19 protein-coding genes are annotated in these 13,809 nt (G+C 71.4%); 10 read left to right on the forward strand and 9 right to left on the reverse strand.

Annotation, left to right across the window (positions count from 1 at the left end):
- Nucleotides 1–27 precede the first annotated feature (27 nt).
- The 3 genes from H4Q84_RS04200 to H4Q84_RS04210 form a co-directional block, all read right to left on the reverse strand.
- Nucleotides 28–483: an SAV_6107 family HEPN domain-containing protein gene (locus H4Q84_RS04200; protein WP_248582155.1), complete on the reverse strand. Its 456-nt coding sequence runs from the start codon at nt 481–483 to the stop codon at nt 28–30.
- Nucleotides 483–860, reverse strand: a complete 378-nt coding sequence (locus H4Q84_RS04205) for a DUF6504 family protein (RefSeq protein ID WP_248582156.1) — start codon at nt 858–860, stop codon at nt 483–485. The genes H4Q84_RS04200 and H4Q84_RS04205 overlap by 1 nt, the downstream gene beginning before the upstream one ends.
- 153 nt (nt 861–1,013) lie before the next feature.
- A complete protein-coding gene (locus H4Q84_RS04210) occupies nt 1,014–1,526 on the reverse strand; it encodes a hypothetical protein (protein ID WP_248582157.1) in 513 nt (170 codons plus the stop codon).
- Between the two features lie 92 nt (nt 1,527–1,618).
- Here H4Q84_RS04210 and H4Q84_RS04215 point away from each other — a divergent pair, with 92 nt between their 5' ends.
- Genes H4Q84_RS04215 through H4Q84_RS04240 form a run of 6 tightly spaced genes read left to right on the forward strand, consistent with a single transcriptional unit; the run spans nt 1,619 to nt 5,945 of the window.
- Nucleotides 1,619–2,092, forward strand: a complete 474-nt coding sequence (locus tag H4Q84_RS04215; RefSeq protein WP_248582158.1) for a YbaK/EbsC family protein — start codon at nt 1,619–1,621, stop codon at nt 2,090–2,092.
- Nucleotides 2,093–2,103: 11 nt separating this feature from the next.
- Entirely contained in the window at nt 2,104–2,487 is a 384-nt protein-coding gene (locus H4Q84_RS04220; protein WP_248582159.1) for an ArsC/Spx/MgsR family protein, read from the forward strand.
- 40 nt (nt 2,488–2,527) lie between these two features.
- Nucleotides 2,528–3,073, forward strand: a complete 546-nt coding sequence (locus tag H4Q84_RS04225; RefSeq protein WP_248582160.1) for a SigE family RNA polymerase sigma factor — start codon at nt 2,528–2,530, stop codon at nt 3,071–3,073.
- A complete protein-coding gene (locus tag H4Q84_RS04230; RefSeq protein ID WP_248582161.1) occupies nt 3,073–4,011 on the forward strand; it encodes a hypothetical protein in 939 nt (312 codons plus the stop codon). The genes H4Q84_RS04225 and H4Q84_RS04230 overlap by 1 nt, the downstream gene beginning before the upstream one ends.
- Before the next feature lie 22 nt (nt 4,012–4,033).
- Nucleotides 4,034–4,618: a DUF4126 domain-containing protein gene (locus H4Q84_RS04235; protein WP_248582162.1), complete on the forward strand. Its 585-nt coding sequence runs from the start codon at nt 4,034–4,036 to the stop codon at nt 4,616–4,618.
- Between the two features lie 10 nt (nt 4,619–4,628).
- A complete protein-coding gene (locus H4Q84_RS04240) occupies nt 4,629–5,945 on the forward strand; it encodes an FAD-dependent oxidoreductase (RefSeq protein WP_248582163.1) in 1,317 nt (438 codons plus the stop codon).
- A 2-nt stretch (nt 5,946–5,947) separates the two neighbouring features.
- Here the strand turns inward: H4Q84_RS04240 and H4Q84_RS04245 are convergent, their stop codons facing one another.
- Both H4Q84_RS04245 and metF read right to left on the reverse strand, forming a co-directional pair.
- Nucleotides 5,948–6,553 carry an SIMPL domain-containing protein gene (locus H4Q84_RS04245; RefSeq protein ID WP_248582164.1) on the reverse strand — a complete coding sequence of 202 codons (606 nt, stop codon included), beginning with the start codon at nt 6,551–6,553 and terminating at the stop codon, nt 5,948–5,950.
- A gap of 22 nt (nt 6,554–6,575) precedes the next feature.
- On the reverse strand, nt 6,576–7,466 hold the full coding sequence (metF, locus tag H4Q84_RS04250) for a methylenetetrahydrofolate reductase [NAD(P)H] (protein WP_248582165.1): 891 nt from the start codon (nt 7,464–7,466) through the stop codon (nt 6,576–6,578).
- Between the two features lie 63 nt (nt 7,467–7,529).
- Here metF and H4Q84_RS04255 point away from each other — a divergent pair, with 63 nt between their 5' ends.
- The 3 genes from H4Q84_RS04255 to H4Q84_RS04265 all read left to right on the forward strand — a co-directional run bounded on the left by H4Q84_RS04255 (nt 7,530) and on the right by H4Q84_RS04265 (nt 10,176).
- Nucleotides 7,530–8,609 carry a polyprenyl synthetase family protein gene (locus H4Q84_RS04255; RefSeq protein WP_248582166.1) on the forward strand — a complete coding sequence of 360 codons (1,080 nt, stop codon included), beginning with the start codon at nt 7,530–7,532 and terminating at the stop codon, nt 8,607–8,609.
- 77 nt (nt 8,610–8,686) lie between these two features.
- The gene (locus H4Q84_RS04260; RefSeq protein ID WP_248582167.1) at nt 8,687–9,301 is read left to right on the forward strand and encodes a carboxymuconolactone decarboxylase family protein; all 615 of its coding nucleotides are present in this window, start codon (nt 8,687–8,689) and stop codon (nt 9,299–9,301) included.
- Nucleotides 9,298–10,176 (forward strand): RNA polymerase sigma-70 factor, encoded by an 879-nt coding sequence (locus H4Q84_RS04265; protein WP_248582168.1) that lies wholly within the window; start codon nt 9,298–9,300, stop codon nt 10,174–10,176. The genes H4Q84_RS04260 and H4Q84_RS04265 overlap by 4 nt, the downstream gene beginning before the upstream one ends.
- 8 nt (nt 10,177–10,184) lie before the next feature.
- Here the strand turns inward: H4Q84_RS04265 and H4Q84_RS04270 are convergent, their stop codons facing one another.
- The 4 genes from H4Q84_RS04270 to H4Q84_RS23120 all read right to left on the reverse strand — a co-directional run bounded on the left by H4Q84_RS04270 (nt 10,185) and on the right by H4Q84_RS23120 (nt 11,651).
- Entirely contained in the window at nt 10,185–10,619 is a 435-nt protein-coding gene (locus H4Q84_RS04270; protein WP_248582169.1) for a barstar family protein, read from the reverse strand.
- Nucleotides 10,616–11,017, reverse strand: a complete 402-nt coding sequence (locus tag H4Q84_RS04275; protein WP_248582170.1) for a ribonuclease domain-containing protein — start codon at nt 11,015–11,017, stop codon at nt 10,616–10,618. The genes H4Q84_RS04270 and H4Q84_RS04275 overlap by 4 nt, the downstream gene beginning before the upstream one ends.
- Nucleotides 11,018–11,057: 40 nt before the next feature.
- On the reverse strand, nt 11,058–11,417 hold the full coding sequence (locus H4Q84_RS04280; protein ID WP_248582171.1) for an Rv2175c family DNA-binding protein: 360 nt from the start codon (nt 11,415–11,417) through the stop codon (nt 11,058–11,060).
- Nucleotides 11,418–11,516: 99 nt separating this feature from the next.
- Nucleotides 11,517–11,651 carry a hypothetical protein gene (locus H4Q84_RS23120; RefSeq protein WP_282580309.1) on the reverse strand — a complete coding sequence of 45 codons (135 nt, stop codon included), beginning with the start codon at nt 11,649–11,651 and terminating at the stop codon, nt 11,517–11,519.
- Between the two features lie 127 nt (nt 11,652–11,778).
- On the opposite strand from H4Q84_RS23120, the gene pknB reads away from it, so the two are divergent.
- On the forward strand, nt 11,779–13,803 hold the full coding sequence (pknB, locus tag H4Q84_RS04285) for a Stk1 family PASTA domain-containing Ser/Thr kinase (RefSeq protein ID WP_248582172.1): 2,025 nt from the start codon (nt 11,779–11,781) through the stop codon (nt 13,801–13,803).
- The last annotated feature ends 6 nt before the right edge of the window (nt 13,804–13,809 follow it).

Below are 13,809 nucleotides of genomic sequence, written 5' to 3' on the forward strand. Positions count from 1 at the left end.
GACCGGTGGGCAGAGACTAGCGCCCGATCAGGCGACTCCGGCGCGTCCGCCGGTGACGACCAGCCGCTTCTCGAGCGGCGCGTGCGGCACCAGGCCGAGCGCCGACTCGATGATGCCGAGGAACCGGTCGGCGTCACGGACCAGGTCGTCGGCCTCGCGCTCGGTGACCGCGCGGGTGGAGCCGGCCTCGGCGGCCGCGCGCTTGCTCGCGCCGGCGGCGAAGAAGGTCGCCCACTCGGCCAGCTCGGGGGCGACGTCGGCCAGCAGCACCCAGGCGTTCTTCTGCCTCCGTCGCCCGGGCGACGGATGGGCGCGGGCCGCGAGCAGCGCGGCCGTGGCCCGCAGTGCTGCCACGTGGGCGCAGGCGTAGCGAGTCGGCACGTCGGCCGCGGTGATCGACTCCTGCAGCGACTCGGCCGAGCGGGCGAGGTAGGAGTGAGTGGTGGCTGGGAGCAGGTAGGGGTTCACGTCGCTCGCCGACATCAGTCGACACAGCCGACGAGTGACCAGCGGCCGTCGGACCAGTCGAAGGAGAGGTCGAAGACGCCGCCGCCGTCGGAGGTGGCACTGCCCCGGCCGGCATGCACGCGCCACAGCTCGCGCTCGATGAGCAGGTCGTCGGCACCTCGGTCGATGACCGTGTCGCCAGCGTCGATGCCGGGCCCGTCGTCGGTGCCGACCACGGCGCGCACCCCCGCTGACTGCCACCAGGGCGCGGTCTCCACCCAGTGCGCCACCACCGAGCGGACCTTCCACAACCGGCCGCGCCACAGGAACTGCTCGGGCCCCTCCTCGGCCGTGTCGGGCTCTCCACCGATGCGTCCCCTGCGGACCTCAACGGGGTCGTCGTACCGCCTCATCTGGCTCTCCTGTCAGCGTGGTCGACCCCGGCCAACCCCGGTGACGGTGGGGGTCGAGGTCACCGCCACCGAGGCTGCATCGAACAGTTGTTCGAACAACGCCAAGGTACACCGGCCCACCGACAGTCCGTCAATGGTCTGGCAGCGAGTGCTTCAGAACGAGCGGAAATACCGGTTCGTGTCCTTGTGCCAGAGCAGGAAGAGCAGCAGCAGGCACAGCAGGATCGCGACGATCGAGAGCACCGCGAAGAGCGCCGGCAGACCGAGCCGCACGACCACGGTGGCCGCGAGGATGCCGAACACGGCGGTGGCCGCCAGCGACAGCCGGGCCCACTCGTGGCCCTCGACGAAGAAGGCGATGAGCACCAGCACCAGCAGCGCGAAGACGGCGAAGAACACGATCGCGAGCGGCACGAACGATGGCGCGATGGGGCTGCCCTTGACCGCCTGTACCCCGCCCTCGAGGAGCAGCTTGCGGGCGGCGATGTTGCCCTCGGCCCAGGTGCGGATGACCTCGTCCTGACGCAGCCAGACCAGCAGGGCGGCGAGCCCGGTGACGACGACCAGCGCGAGCAGCACCCGGACGGCGTTGGTCACCGACATCGGCCGCGCAGACGCGGGCGCGCCGGTCGGCTCGCCGGCTGGCTGGTTGGGCGCGGTGGTCATGCATTCCCCCGAATGATCGACAAGGTGGAGCAGGCAGCGATGCCCGGCAGGTTGCAGGAACCAGTGTCGGAACCAGTGACTAGGGTCGCAGCATGGCTAGCGAACACTCCTCCATCACCTCTTTCCGGGCCGAGCATGCACGTCGCGGCGGTGCCGGCGACGTGGTCATTCTCCCTGACAGCGTCCACACCGCCGCACTCGCGGCCCAGGCACTCGGTTGCGAGGTCGGCGCCATCGCCAACAGCCTGCTCTTCGACGCGGGTGGCGCCCCGGTCCTGATCCTCACGTCCGGCGCCCACCGCGTCGACACCCACAAGGTCGCGCCCGCGATCGGCGCCCCGCCACTCAAGCGCGCGAGCGCCGATTTCGTGCGCGCCCACACGGGCCAGGTCATCGGCGGGGTCTCCCCCATCGCCCATCCCGCAGCGGTGCCGACGTGGATCGACTCCTGGCTGCGCCGGTACGACGTCGTGTGGGCCGCCGCCGGCCACCCGGCTGCGGTCTTCTCGACCACGTTCACCGAGCTCGTCTCGATGACCGGCGCGACCGAAATCGACGTCGAGTGAAGGATCAGCCCATGGAGATCTGGCTCAACCCCGCATGCAGCAAGTGCCGCACCGCCGTGGCCGCGCTCGACGAGGCCGGGGTCGAGCACACCGTGCGCCGTTACCTCGACGACGTGCCGACCGTCGACGAGCTCGCCGACGTCGTGGCCCGCCTCGATGTCGAGCCCTGGCACATCGCCCGCGACAAGGAGGCCCGTGACGCGGGCATCGACCTGCCCCGCGAGCCGGCCCACCGCGACGCCTGGCTCGTGGCGCTGGCCGCGCACCCAATCGCCATCCAGCGGCCGATCATCACTGCGGCCGACGGCACGACCGTCGTCGCCCGTGATGCCGAGACGCTCGCGCAGATCATTTCTCACGAGGCGGGGCAACCCGGAGGCCCGGCCACGGCGTAGGAGGGGTGACACCCACCGGTCGACAAGGAGCACACCCTCGATGCGTCGAGACCAACGCGAAGCGGACTTCACGGAGTTCTACCTCGCCCGGCGCGCGGCCCTGCGCCGGACGGCGTACCTCATCGTCCGCGACTGGCACACCGCCGAGGACCTCGTCCAGCAGGCGATGGTCAAGGTGTACGCCGCGTGGCCGCGGGTGCGCTCGCTCTCGGCCGACGCGTTCGCCCGCAAGGTCGTCGTCAACGAGTGCCTCAGCCACCTGCGCAGGCGCCGCGACGTACCCGTCCAAGACCTGCCCGACCGGGCGCTCGTGCCAGACGAAGCGTCGCCTCTCGACGTCGGAGTGGCGCTCGACCTGCTGGCGCCACGGCAGCGGGCGATCATCGCGCTGCGCTTCCTCGACGACCTCTCGGTGGCCGACGTCGCCCACGCTCTCGCCATCACCGAGGGCACAGTCAAGAGCCAGACCGCCAAGGCGCTGGCGACTCTCCGCACCCACCTGCCCTCAATAGGGCTTGTCCCGTCCAGTGCCTTGCCGACGCTGCGTCAGCGAGACAAGCCCCAGTCCATGATCGAGGAGTCCTGATGACCGAGCACGACCTCGCCACCCTGGTCCGCGACCACGTGTCGTCCGACGAGCCCGCCTTCCACCACACCGACGCCGACGTGATCAGCCGCGGCCGCGCCGTCGTCCGCCGACGTCGCGGCCTTGCCGGCCTCGCCGGTGTCGCGGTGCTGACCCTCGCTGCGGTCGCGCTGCCGCAGCTGCGTTCCGACGAGCCGAGCAAGGAGCGCGTCATCGACCCGGCGATCAGCCAGGCCCTCGACACGTACGACGCGGCACAGATGCCGCGGATCATCGACGACCATGCGCGGTCGGTCTTCAGCACCTCGGTGCCCGACCTCGGGCCGGCGAGGTTCGTGGCGTTCGACTCGCAGAGCCAGGAGTTGCCGGAGCGTTACTGGGACAAGGCCAGCGGCCTCTTCACTGGCTACGGCACCGACTCGGAGCACCGGCTCTCGATCAACCTCAGCCACTCCCGCGGCGAGGCCGAGGGTGACCCCGACGCCTTCTGCAGCGACGGTCTCGACGCCGGCTACTACCTCGAGTGCTCGGTCACCCGCACCCCCGACGGCGACGTCGTGATCACCACCCTGAGTGCCATGAGGCCCATGCGCGGCAGCGCCGGCCTGCAGGCCTGGAGCGCCGACTTCATGGGCGTGACCGACGACGAGCTCGACACCATCGATCCCGCCCGGCTGTGGTTCTCCAGCGACGTCAAGGTCATCAAGTCCGAGACGTTCGTGACCTACACCAGCGAGGCTGTGCAGGCCCCCGACCTCGCGACTGCCCGCGAGCGACTCGTCGTACCCACCGGCGACCTCGCGACCGTCGGCCTCGACCCGGCGCTGGTGATGCCCACGCCACCACGCGGTGCGAACGGCTGCTCCCAGTGGACGATGCCGACCAAGGCGATGGGGGATGTCAGCTGCGACGTGGACCGAGATCCGATCGTCGAGTGACCAGCGTTCCTAGACTGTGGGCGTGGACTCACTTCCTCTGGTGTTCTCGAGCGGTTGGGCGAGCGGCATCAACGCCTACCTCGTGGTGCTGGTGCTCGGTGTCTCCGACCGGCTGCACGACGTGAGCCAGATCCCGGACGTCCTGCACCGCTGGGACGTGCTGGCCGCGGCAAGCTTCCTCTACGCGATGGAGTTCGTCGCCGACAAGATCCCGTACGTCGACTCGACGTGGGACGTCATCTCCACTGCGATCCGGCCCACGGTCGGCGCCGTGATCGGCGTGCTCCTCGCGGGTGACGCCACCTCGCTCGACCAGGCGGTCGCCGGCACGGTCGGCGGCGGCACCGCCCTGCTCTCGCACCTGGTGAAGGCCGGCGGACGGCTGGCCATCAACGCCTCTCCCGAACCCGTGTCCAACATCGGCGCGAGCCTCGCCGAGGACGTCGCGGTCTTCGGAGTCATCGCGTTCGCCATCGACAACCCGCAGGCCGCGGCGGCGATCGCTGGCGTGCTGCTGCTGGCCGGGTTGGTACTGCTGGTGGTCATCGGCCGCGCCGTACGACGTGGGTGGCGGCGGTGGAAGAAGCGAGACCCCGCGCCCGCCTAGGGTGACCGCCATGCGCATCGTGGTGATCGGCGGCGGCTTCGGCGGCCTGGCCTCGGCGGCCCGGCTGGCCAAGATCGGCCACCAGGTCACCCTGGTCGAGCAGTCGGCGACTCTCGGCGGCGCGCTGGGCACCCGCACGCAGGACGGCTTCTCGTGGGACGCCGGCCCGAACACGACCCTGATCCCGGCGGTGATCCGCGACCTGTTCCGCAAGACCGGTCGGCCCCTTGAGCGCGAGCTCGAGCTCGGGCCGGTCGACCCGATCCGCGAGCACCGGTTCGCCGACGGCTCGACGCTGGCGCTGCCGAGTGGCTCCCGGGCTGCCCAGACCGCGGCGTTCGACGGGCTCGAGGCCGGACTCGGCAAGGAGTGGACGGCGTACGTCGACCGGCTCGGCGACGACTGGGAGGTGCTGCGGCGCGACTACCTCGAGCGCCCGTGGGACCCCGCGGTGGCACCGAAGGAGCTGTCGACGCTCCTCTCCAGTCGCGAGGTGCTGCACAAACGGCTGCGGAAGTCCTTCTCCGACGAACGCCTGCGCCTGGTGGCCGGGCACCCGTTCCTCACCGACGGCCACGACCTGCGCAACGTGCCAGCCTGGGCCGGCGTCGTCACCTACCTCGAGCAGAAGTTTGGCGCGTGGCGGGTGCCGGGCGGGATGGCCGCGCTGGGCGTCGCGCTTGCCTCTCGTCTCAAGACCCGCGGCGTGGAGGTGCTGACGTCCACGCAGGCCCTCGACCTCGTGCTCCGCGAGGACCGGGCCGTCGCGGTGACCACAGCTGCCGGCCAGCTCGACGCCGATGCCGTGGTGTGCGCAATCGATCCTCGGCGGCTGCCCGCGCTGGCGCCGTACGTGCGAGCGACGATGCCCGCCATCCCGCCCGTCATCGCACACGTCGGCCTCAACGGCGACGCTCCGGACCTCCCAGGTGAGGTCGTGCTGCACGGCAACGACCCGGTCAAGGAGCCGGTGCTGGTGGTGCGGTCCGGCGGCACCGCTCCCGACGGGATGCAGGCATGGACCGTGCTCGGCCGCGGCCGGCTGGCGGAGGACGTGCTGGTCGCGCTCGCGCGCCGCGGGATCGACGTACGCCAGCGGCTCGTCACCCGCCTCGACCTGAGTCCGCGTGACCTCGTCGACGACTGGGGCGGCTCGCCGCTCGGCGTCCTGTGGCAGGGCCGGTCGACGGTGACGAAGCGGCTGGGCCCGACCACGCCGGTCGCCGGCGTGTACGCCGCGGGCGCCCATGCCACACCAGGCTCAGGGTTGCCGTACGTCGGCCTCTCGGCGGCTCTGGTCGCGCAGGCGATCGGCCCGGCGACCTGAGCTCAGAGCAGCTCAAACGTCACCGTCACCCCGGCGCCGATCTGGGTCTCGCCCGGCTCGATCTTCGCCAGGTCCATGGCGGCGGCCCGGGCGAAGCCCCCGGACTCCATCGGCTGCGCTCCCCCGCCTTCCACGATCTGCTGTACGACGCCCAATGTGGCGTCGCTGAGGGCGGCGAGGTGCTCGGCGCGCTCACGGGCATCGACGTACGCCGCCTCCCGGGCCCGGCCCTGCGCGGCCACCGGGTCGGACACCTCCAGCGAGACGCCGTCGAGCTGGAGGGCATCGCCGATCTGCGCTGTGAGCTCGGCCAGCAGGGCACCGGCGGCGGTGAGGTCGGGGCAGCCGATCGCCAGCCCATGCCTGGCCTCGAAGCCCCGTGCCTCGCCCTGGTTGTCGTGCCAGGTCCAGACGTTGATGCCCTGCGAGGCGATGTGACGGGACTCGGTGTGGGTGCGGGCGATCTCGCCGATGCGGGCCACCGAGGCGGACACCGCGGCGAAGGCCTCGGCCACCCCGGTCGCGCGCTGGACGGCGGCAACGCGGACCACCGCGGAGTCGGGGGCGACCCGGGTCGAGCCCTGGCCCGTGACGGTGACGGTGCGCATGCAGCCGACGTTAGCGCGCCTCTCAGACGGGGATGCGGAGGGCGGCGAAGATCTCGCGCGTCGCCTTCGACCGGTTCAGCGTGTAGAAGTGCAGGCCCGGAGCGCCGGCGTCGAGCAGCGCGTCGCAGAGCTCGGTGGCGATGGTGATGCCCTCCGTGCGCAGCGCAGCGGGGTCGTCGGCGAGCGGCATGATGCGCGCGAGTGTCTCGGCGGGCATCTCGCGACCCGACATGTGCACCATGCGCTTCATTGAGGCGAGGTTCAGGATCGGCATCACGCCGGGGATGATCGGGAAGGCCACACCCAGGGCCGCAGCGCGCTCGACCAGGCCGACGTAGTCGCTGGCCCGCAGCACCATCTCGGTGACGGCGAACTCCGCGCCCGCGTCGTACTTCGCCTTGAGTGCCTGCGCGTCGGCGTCGAGGCTCTCGGCGTCGCGGTGACCCTCCGGGAAGGCTGCGACGCCCACCGTCAGGTGTGCGGTCTCCTTGATGAAGGCGACCAGGTCGGCGGCGTAGGTGAGCCCGCCGTCGGTCGGCACCCACGGGGTGCCGGGCCCATCGGGCGGGTCGCCGCGCAGCGCCAGCACATTGCGTACGCCGGCGCTCTCGAGCTCGGCGAGGATCCCGGCGATCTCGTCGGTGGTGTGGCCGACGCAGGTCAGGTGCGCCATCGGGAGCATCGAGGTCTCGCGCGCGATGCGCTCGGTGATCGCCACGGTGCGCTCACGGGTGCTTCCCCCGGCGCCGTACGTCACGGAGACGAACGTCGGACCGAGCGGCTCGAGCTCGCTGATCGAGCGCCACAGGATCTGCTCACCCTCGTCGTCCTTCGGCGGGAAGAACTCGAACGAGAACGACCGCCCGCCCTCGCGCACGAGGTCGCCGATGCTGCGGGACCGGTTGTTGCTCATGACGCAATCCTAGGCAGGGGGCGGCCCCCGACCTGGCATCGTCCACTGGCTAGTCTCAGCCGGGTGAGTGCCCCGTCCCCCTCTTCCGGTTGGGACGCCGAAGGCTTCCGATCCTCCGTGCAGGGCGCTCTGGACGCGTTCCTCGACGACCAGACCGAACGACTCGAGCCTCTCGGAGCGGACGCCGCACGCCTGTTGACCGAGGCCCGCGCGATCGTCAGCGGCGGCAAGCGCTTCCGGGCGGCCTTCTGCAATTGGGGCTACCGTGCCGTGCGGGAGCCGGTCGACGAGGCCGCGCTCGTCCGCGCCTGCGCCGCCCTCGAGCTGCTGCACGCGAGCGCGCTCGTGCACGACGACTACATGGACGCGAGCGACACCCGGCGTGGACGACCCGCCACGCACCGCACCTTCGAGGCCGAGCACCGCGCGGCCGGATGGCGCGGCAACCCCGAGCAGTACGGCGCGTCCGCGGCGATCCTGCTCGGCGACCTGCTCCTGGCCTGGTCCGACGAGATGCTGCGCCGTTGCGGACTCCCCGCCGAGGACGTGACCCGCGCGCTGCACCTGTTCGACCTGTGTCGCAGCGAGGTGATCGCCGGCCAGTTCCTCGACGTGTCGGTGCAGGCTCGCGGGCGGGCCGATGTAGACACCGCGATGACCGTGCTGCGGTTCAAGTCGGCGAAGTACTCCATCCAGCGGCCCCTCCACATCGGTGCCGCGCTGGCCGGGGCGGACGACGCGACCATGGCCGTGCTGGGCGGGTTCGGGCTGCCGCTCGGCGAGGCATTCCAGCTGCGCGACGACCTGCTCGGTGTCTTCGGCGACCCCCAGGTCACCGGCAAGCCCGCCGGCGACGACCTGGTCGAGGGCAAACGCACAGTGCTCGTCGCACTGGCGCTCGACGCAGCGGGCCGCGATGACGCCGCCCTGCTCGACGCGTCGCTCGGCACCGCGCTCTCCACCGGCGACGTCGACCGGCTGCGCGAGGTGATCGACACCTCGGGTGCGCATGCGCAGGTCGAGGAGGTCATCGGGGCGCTCGCCGACCGAGCGCTGACCACGCTCGACGGTGCGGTGATCGACGAGGTCGCCCGCGGCGTACTCCGGGAGCTGGCCGCGGCCGCCACCCAGCGCGTCGTCTGAGCCGATATCGACCAGTTCTGTCACAAGCCGGCCTCGGCCGGTGTCTTCATGTCCAGACAACGACACCTGGAGGAGACATGACGAGCAACACCCGAGTCCCCAGCACGGAGATCACCGGCGTCTACGGCGCTCTCGTGAAGAGGTTCAGCAAGAAGATGTTCGGCACGGTGCCCGAGCCCCTCGGCGTGATGTGGCAGCACCCCGCCTCGCTCAAGGCCGGCATGACCCTCGGCCGAAAGGCCGCCTCGTGGCACGAGTGCGAGAAGGACCTGAAGTCCTACGCCCACATGGCCGTGGCCGCTCTGATCGGCTGCTCGTTCTGCCTCGACCTGGGCTACTTCCAGGCACACAACGAGGGGCTCGACGTCGCTAAGGCGCGCGAGGTGCCGCGGTGGCGGGAGTCCGGCGCCTTCTCGCCGCTGGAGCGAGACGTCCTCGAGTACGCCGAGGCTGCGTCGCAGACCCCGCCCACCGTGACCGACGAGCTCTCCGCCCGCCTGCTCGAGCAGCTCGGGGCCCCCGGGCTGGTCGAGCTCACCGTGTGGATCTCCATCGCGAACCAGATGGCGCGGACCAACGTCGCCCTCGGCATCGAGGGTCAGGGCTACGCGACTGCGTGCGGGCTGGCGCCTCTCGCGGAGCCGAGCGGCGCGGCGCCGGAGGCGCGAATCGGCGTAGCGTCGCAGGCATGAGCGACGACCCCTTCGTCACCCACCGGAGCCTGCTCTTCACGGTCGCCTACGAGATGCTCGGGTCGGCGGCCGACGCCGAGGACGTCGTACAGGAGACCTGGCTGCGCTGGGCCGACCTGGGCGACGCGGCCCGGGCCGACGTCCGGGACGGGCGGGCCTACCTGGTGCGGATCGTGACCCGGCAGGCGCTCAACCGGCTGCGCACGCTCGCGCGGCGTCGCGAGGACTACGTCGGCCCGTGGCTGCCGGAGCCGCTGCTGACCAGCCCCGATGTCGCCGACGACGTCGAGCTCGCCGATAGCATCTCGATCGCGATGCTGACCGTGCTCGAGACGCTCGGGCCGGCCGAGCGGGCGGTGTTCGTGCTCCGTGAGGTGTTCGAGACGCCGTACGACGAGATCGCGGACGCGGTCGGCAAGTCGCCGGCCGCGGTGCGGCAGATCGCGCGGCGCGCCCGCGACCACGTCGCCGCGCGGCGGCCGCGGATGCAGGTGGACCGGGCCGAGCAGGAGTCCGTCGTCGAGCGCTTCCTCGCCGCCCTGCAGGGTGGCGAGCTGCAGGAGCTGCTCGACGTGCTCGCCCCTGACGTCGTGGTCCGGGCCGATGGCGGCGGCGTGGTGAACGCGTCGCGGCACCCGATCGAGGGTGCCCTGCGGGTTGCCCAGTTGCTCACCAGGTTCGGCCAGTACGCGCCGGGCGCCGTCGTCGACACGGTGTGGGTCAACGGGGCCCGCGCCGCGCGGATCGACCTCGACGGCGAGCTCAAGGGCGCGATCAACCTGGTCATCGAGGACGGCCGGATCAGTCGGATCTACGCGATCTTCAACCCGCACAAGCTGACCCGGCTCGACGCGATGGCGGAGCTCACCCGCTGACTCGCGGATCAGTCGAGGCTGGAAACGCCTGGCACGTCCGGGCCCTCGCCGCGCAGCAGCACGGAGAACGGTCCGCCGCGCTCGGCGTTGACGCGGGTGCCGAGCACGCTGAGGGCGACGCTGAAGGCGCGTTCGTCGGCGCGGGCGAAGGGGGCCCAACCCTCCCAGAGGAGTACGACGCCGTCCTGGTCGCCGCCGTCGACGTCGGAGAGCAGGTCGGCGAGGGCGTCGAAGTTCTGGCCGTAGTAGTCGGGGAAACCGAGCGCCTGACCGATGCCCTCGAGGAACTCCTGCTTCGACTCGGTGCCGACGCCGTCGAGGCGGGCGAAGCGCCAGCCCGCGTGCTCGACGGTGTGCTGCACGTCGGCGGCCGGGAAGGCGCCGTGCCAGGTGTAGATGCCGGCGGGGGTGTGCCCGGCCAGCAGTGCCGCCAGTCCACTCATCGAGCGATCCTCTCGAAGCTGCTGTAGTGGTCCTCGGTCCAGTAGAGCTCGTCCTGCTCGCCGGCGATGATGCGGCGGGCGCCGCGGTCGTCGGAGTCGGGCGTGGGCACGGTGTACTCCCGGTAGTAGCCGTCGATCTCGCCGGGCAGCAGGCCCTCGAAGTTGCCGAACCTCGAGCCGTCCTGCTCCGGGTACGGGAACGGCCCGCCGGCGTCGATCAACGCGACGGCCTCGGCCGCCTCGGGCGGCAGCGTCGAGAGCTGGACGACCGGCAACCCGCTGACGGAGTCGTTGCCGGCGCTCGCCGGCTCAGGCTCGGTGTCACCGCTGGCCGACCAGATGATCCCGAGCACCGCGACGGCGACGAGCAGTCCGAGCAGCGCCCGCTTGTTGCTCATGTCCAGCGACCCTAGTGGTCCCGGACGGCGGCCACGACGGTCAGAAGGCCATCGACTGGGCGCGGCGCTTGACCTCGGCGCCGCGGTTCTCGCGCAGCGCGTCGATCGGCCGGCCGGGCAGCTCGAGGTCGGTGAACAGCCAGGCGATGCTCTCGCGGTCGTCGTACCCACCGTCGTGGAGCACGGTGAGCAGTCCGGGCAGGCCCTTGACGACGAGGCCGTCCTGCACGAAGTCGGCGGGCACCTGCTGCCCGGCACCCGGTGAGGGTACGGCGGCGGCGAGCTCGTGCTCGCGGATCATCGTGCGGACCCGGCTGACCGAGACGCCGAGCCGGCGGCCGGTCTCGGCCCAGTCGATCCACTCGGGCACCAGCACGGACAGGTCGGGCTCTTCACTCATGGGGACAACTCTGCCACTGCTGGCCGTCTCATCGGACATCCGAGAGCTTCACACCTGCGTGAGCCTGGTAACGGCGGTTGATGCTGATCAGGTTGACGCTCAGTGCCTCGACCTGGTGGGGTTTCGCAGCCGGGCGGCGAAGACCCCGCGAATGCCCGGGATGGCGTCGGCCAGCGCCTGCACGAGATCGGTCGCCTCACGGTCGCCGCCGAGCACGAGCACGTCGGTGTCCACCGGCCAGCCGTCGGCCTGAGCGACCCCTCACGCCACGCCGCAACCCGGCGCGTTGGCCCACGAGCGACGCTCATCCGTACGATTGAGCTCCCGGATCCTTCCCCATCCGGCAGACGGAGGTCCAGCCGTGGAGCCAGACGAGCGCGCCCGCACTGTCCGCGCCTCATCCGGCGACCCCTTGGTGGGTCGTCTGCTGGACCGCAGATACCGCATCGGACCGCGCATCGCCCGCGGCGGCATGGCCAGCGTCTACGAAGCCACCGACATCCGGCTCGACCGCGTCGTGGCCATCAAGGTCATGCACCCCGGACTCGGTGACGACGACGAGTTCGCCGCTCGCTTCGTGCGCGAGGCGCGCGCGGCAGCGAAGCTCTCGCACCCCAACGTGGTCGGCGTCTTCGACCAGGGCGAGGAGGACGGCGTCGTCTTCCTGGCGATGGAGCTCGTCCCCGGCCACACGCTGCGCGACGTCATCCGCAAGGAGGCGCCGATGTCCCCGTCGCGGGCGCTGGCGCTGATGGAGCCCGTGCTCTCGGCCCTTGCCGCCGCCCACCGCGCCGGCCTGATCCACCGCGACATCAAGCCCGAGAACGTGCTCATCGCCGACGACGGCCGGGTCAAGGTGGCCGACTTCGGACTGGCCAAGGCGGTCAGCACCGACACCCAGCACACCGCGACGGGCGGCGTACTCATCGGCACCGTCTCCTACCTTGCACCCGAGCTGGTCATCGACGGCCGCTCCGACGCCCGCGCCGACGTCTATGCCGCCGGCGTGGTGATGTACGAGCTGCTCACCGGCCACAAGCCGCACGAGGGCGAGTCGCCGATCCAGGTGGCCTACAAGCACGTGCACGAGGACGTCCCGCCGCCGTCGGCGATCGTCCCCGGCCTCCCGGCGTACGTCGACGCGCTGGTCGCGCGGGCCACGGCTCGCGATCGTGGCCAGCGGCCCGCCGACGCCGCCGTACTCCTGCACCAGCTGCACCGGGTCAGCCAGGCGCTCGGCGCCGGCGTGCCCGAGGACCCCGAGCTCGTCGCCGACCTGATGCCAATACGCGCCGACGTGGTCGACCTGCCCGACCTCGACGACGGGCCCGAGTGGCTCGACACCAGCGACCTCGCTGAGGTGCGTCACGAGCCGGTCGAGCACCGCACCACGGCCGTCCCGGTGCTGCCCGCGTCGGTGGTGCCCGCTCCGCGCGGTGGCATCGACCGGCTGCCCGTTCCCCGTGCCGACTCCGGGCCGGTGGCTGCGCGGCCCCGGCGCTCGCGCCGCGGCCCGATCACGCTCCTCCTGGCCGTGTTGTTGGTGGCCGCCCTCGCCGGTGGTGCCTGGTGGTTCGGGTCGGCTCGCTACACCACGACGCCCGGCGTACTCGGTGTCGAGCAGGCGACTGCCGAGGCCGAGCTGACCAAGGCCGGCCTCGAGAGCGACGTCGGCGACCCGGCGTACTCCGAGAGCGTCGCAGCCGGGCTCGTGCTCTCCACCGATCCAGAGCCCGGCGACCGCGTGCTCGACGCCGGCACCGTCACCCTGGTGCTGTCGGCCGGGCCTGAGCGCTATGCCGTGCCGGAGGTGACCGGCCAGACGCTGGACCAGGCACAGGACGCGCTGCTCAGGAGCAACCTTGCGTTCGGCAAGGCGATCGAGACGTTCAGCGAGACGGCGCCAGAGGGTGTCGTGATCGCGAGCGACCCCGTCGCCGGCACCTCGCTCAAGCCCGACGCGGCGGTCAACCTCGTCGTCAGCTTGGGCCGCAAGCCACTGAACCTCAAGGACTTCACCGGCAAGAGCGCCGACCGTGCCGAGCAGGTGATGGAGAAGCGTGGTCTGGTCGTCGACCGCGACCAGGAGGAGTACAGCGACACCGTGCCCGCCGGTCTCGTCATCGGCCAGAACCCCACCAGCGGCACCCTCTTCAAGGGCGAGACCGTCACCATCGTCGTGTCGAAGGGGCCTGAGCTGGTCGAGGTCCCGCAAGTGGTGGCGATGGGCGTCGAGGCGGCCACCGAACGGTTGGAGGCGCTGGGCTTCGAGGTCGACGTCGAGAACTCCGACAACTACATCGGTGTCGGGTTCGTCTTCAGCTCCGATCCCGATGCCGGCGAGCTGGTGCCCAAGGGCTCCACGGTCACGCTGTACCTGATTTAGCGTTTC

The organism is Nocardioides sp. InS609-2, assembly GCF_023208195.1.
Taxonomy (GTDB): domain Bacteria; phylum Actinomycetota; class Actinomycetes; order Propionibacteriales; family Nocardioidaceae; genus Nocardioides.

Bases quoted from the DNA above. Each gene is read 5' to 3' on its own strand.
- H4Q84_RS04200 (WP_248582155.1), bottom strand. From the start codon at position 483: ATGTCGGCGAGCGACGTGAACCCCTACCTGCTCCCAGCCACCACTCAC.
- H4Q84_RS04205 (WP_248582156.1), bottom strand. From the start codon at position 860: ATGAGGCGGTACGACGACCCCGTTGAGGTCCGCAGGGGACGCATCGGT.
- H4Q84_RS04210 (WP_248582157.1), bottom strand. From the start codon at position 1,526: ATGACCACCGCGCCCAACCAGCCAGCCGGCGAGCCGACCGGCGCGCCC.
- H4Q84_RS04215 (WP_248582158.1), top strand. From the start codon at position 1,619: ATGGCTAGCGAACACTCCTCCATCACCTCTTTCCGGGCCGAGCATGCA.
- H4Q84_RS04220 (WP_248582159.1), top strand. From the start codon at position 2,104: ATGGAGATCTGGCTCAACCCCGCATGCAGCAAGTGCCGCACCGCCGTG.
- H4Q84_RS04225 (WP_248582160.1), top strand. From the start codon at position 2,528: ATGCGTCGAGACCAACGCGAAGCGGACTTCACGGAGTTCTACCTCGCC.
- H4Q84_RS04230 (WP_248582161.1), top strand. From the start codon at position 3,073: ATGACCGAGCACGACCTCGCCACCCTGGTCCGCGACCACGTGTCGTCC.
- H4Q84_RS04240 (WP_248582163.1), top strand. From the start codon at position 4,629: ATGCGCATCGTGGTGATCGGCGGCGGCTTCGGCGGCCTGGCCTCGGCG.
- H4Q84_RS04245 (WP_248582164.1), bottom strand. From the start codon at position 6,553: ATGCGCACCGTCACCGTCACGGGCCAGGGCTCGACCCGGGTCGCCCCC.
- metF (WP_248582165.1), bottom strand. From the start codon at position 7,466: ATGAGCAACAACCGGTCCCGCAGCATCGGCGACCTCGTGCGCGAGGGC.
- H4Q84_RS04260 (WP_248582167.1), top strand. From the start codon at position 8,687: ATGACGAGCAACACCCGAGTCCCCAGCACGGAGATCACCGGCGTCTAC.
- H4Q84_RS04265 (WP_248582168.1), top strand. From the start codon at position 9,298: ATGAGCGACGACCCCTTCGTCACCCACCGGAGCCTGCTCTTCACGGTC.
- H4Q84_RS04270 (WP_248582169.1), bottom strand. From the start codon at position 10,619: ATGAGTGGACTGGCGGCACTGCTGGCCGGGCACACCCCCGCCGGCATC.
- H4Q84_RS04275 (WP_248582170.1), bottom strand. From the start codon at position 11,017: ATGAGCAACAAGCGGGCGCTGCTCGGACTGCTCGTCGCCGTCGCGGTG.
- H4Q84_RS04280 (WP_248582171.1), bottom strand. From the start codon at position 11,417: ATGAGTGAAGAGCCCGACCTGTCCGTGCTGGTGCCCGAGTGGATCGAC.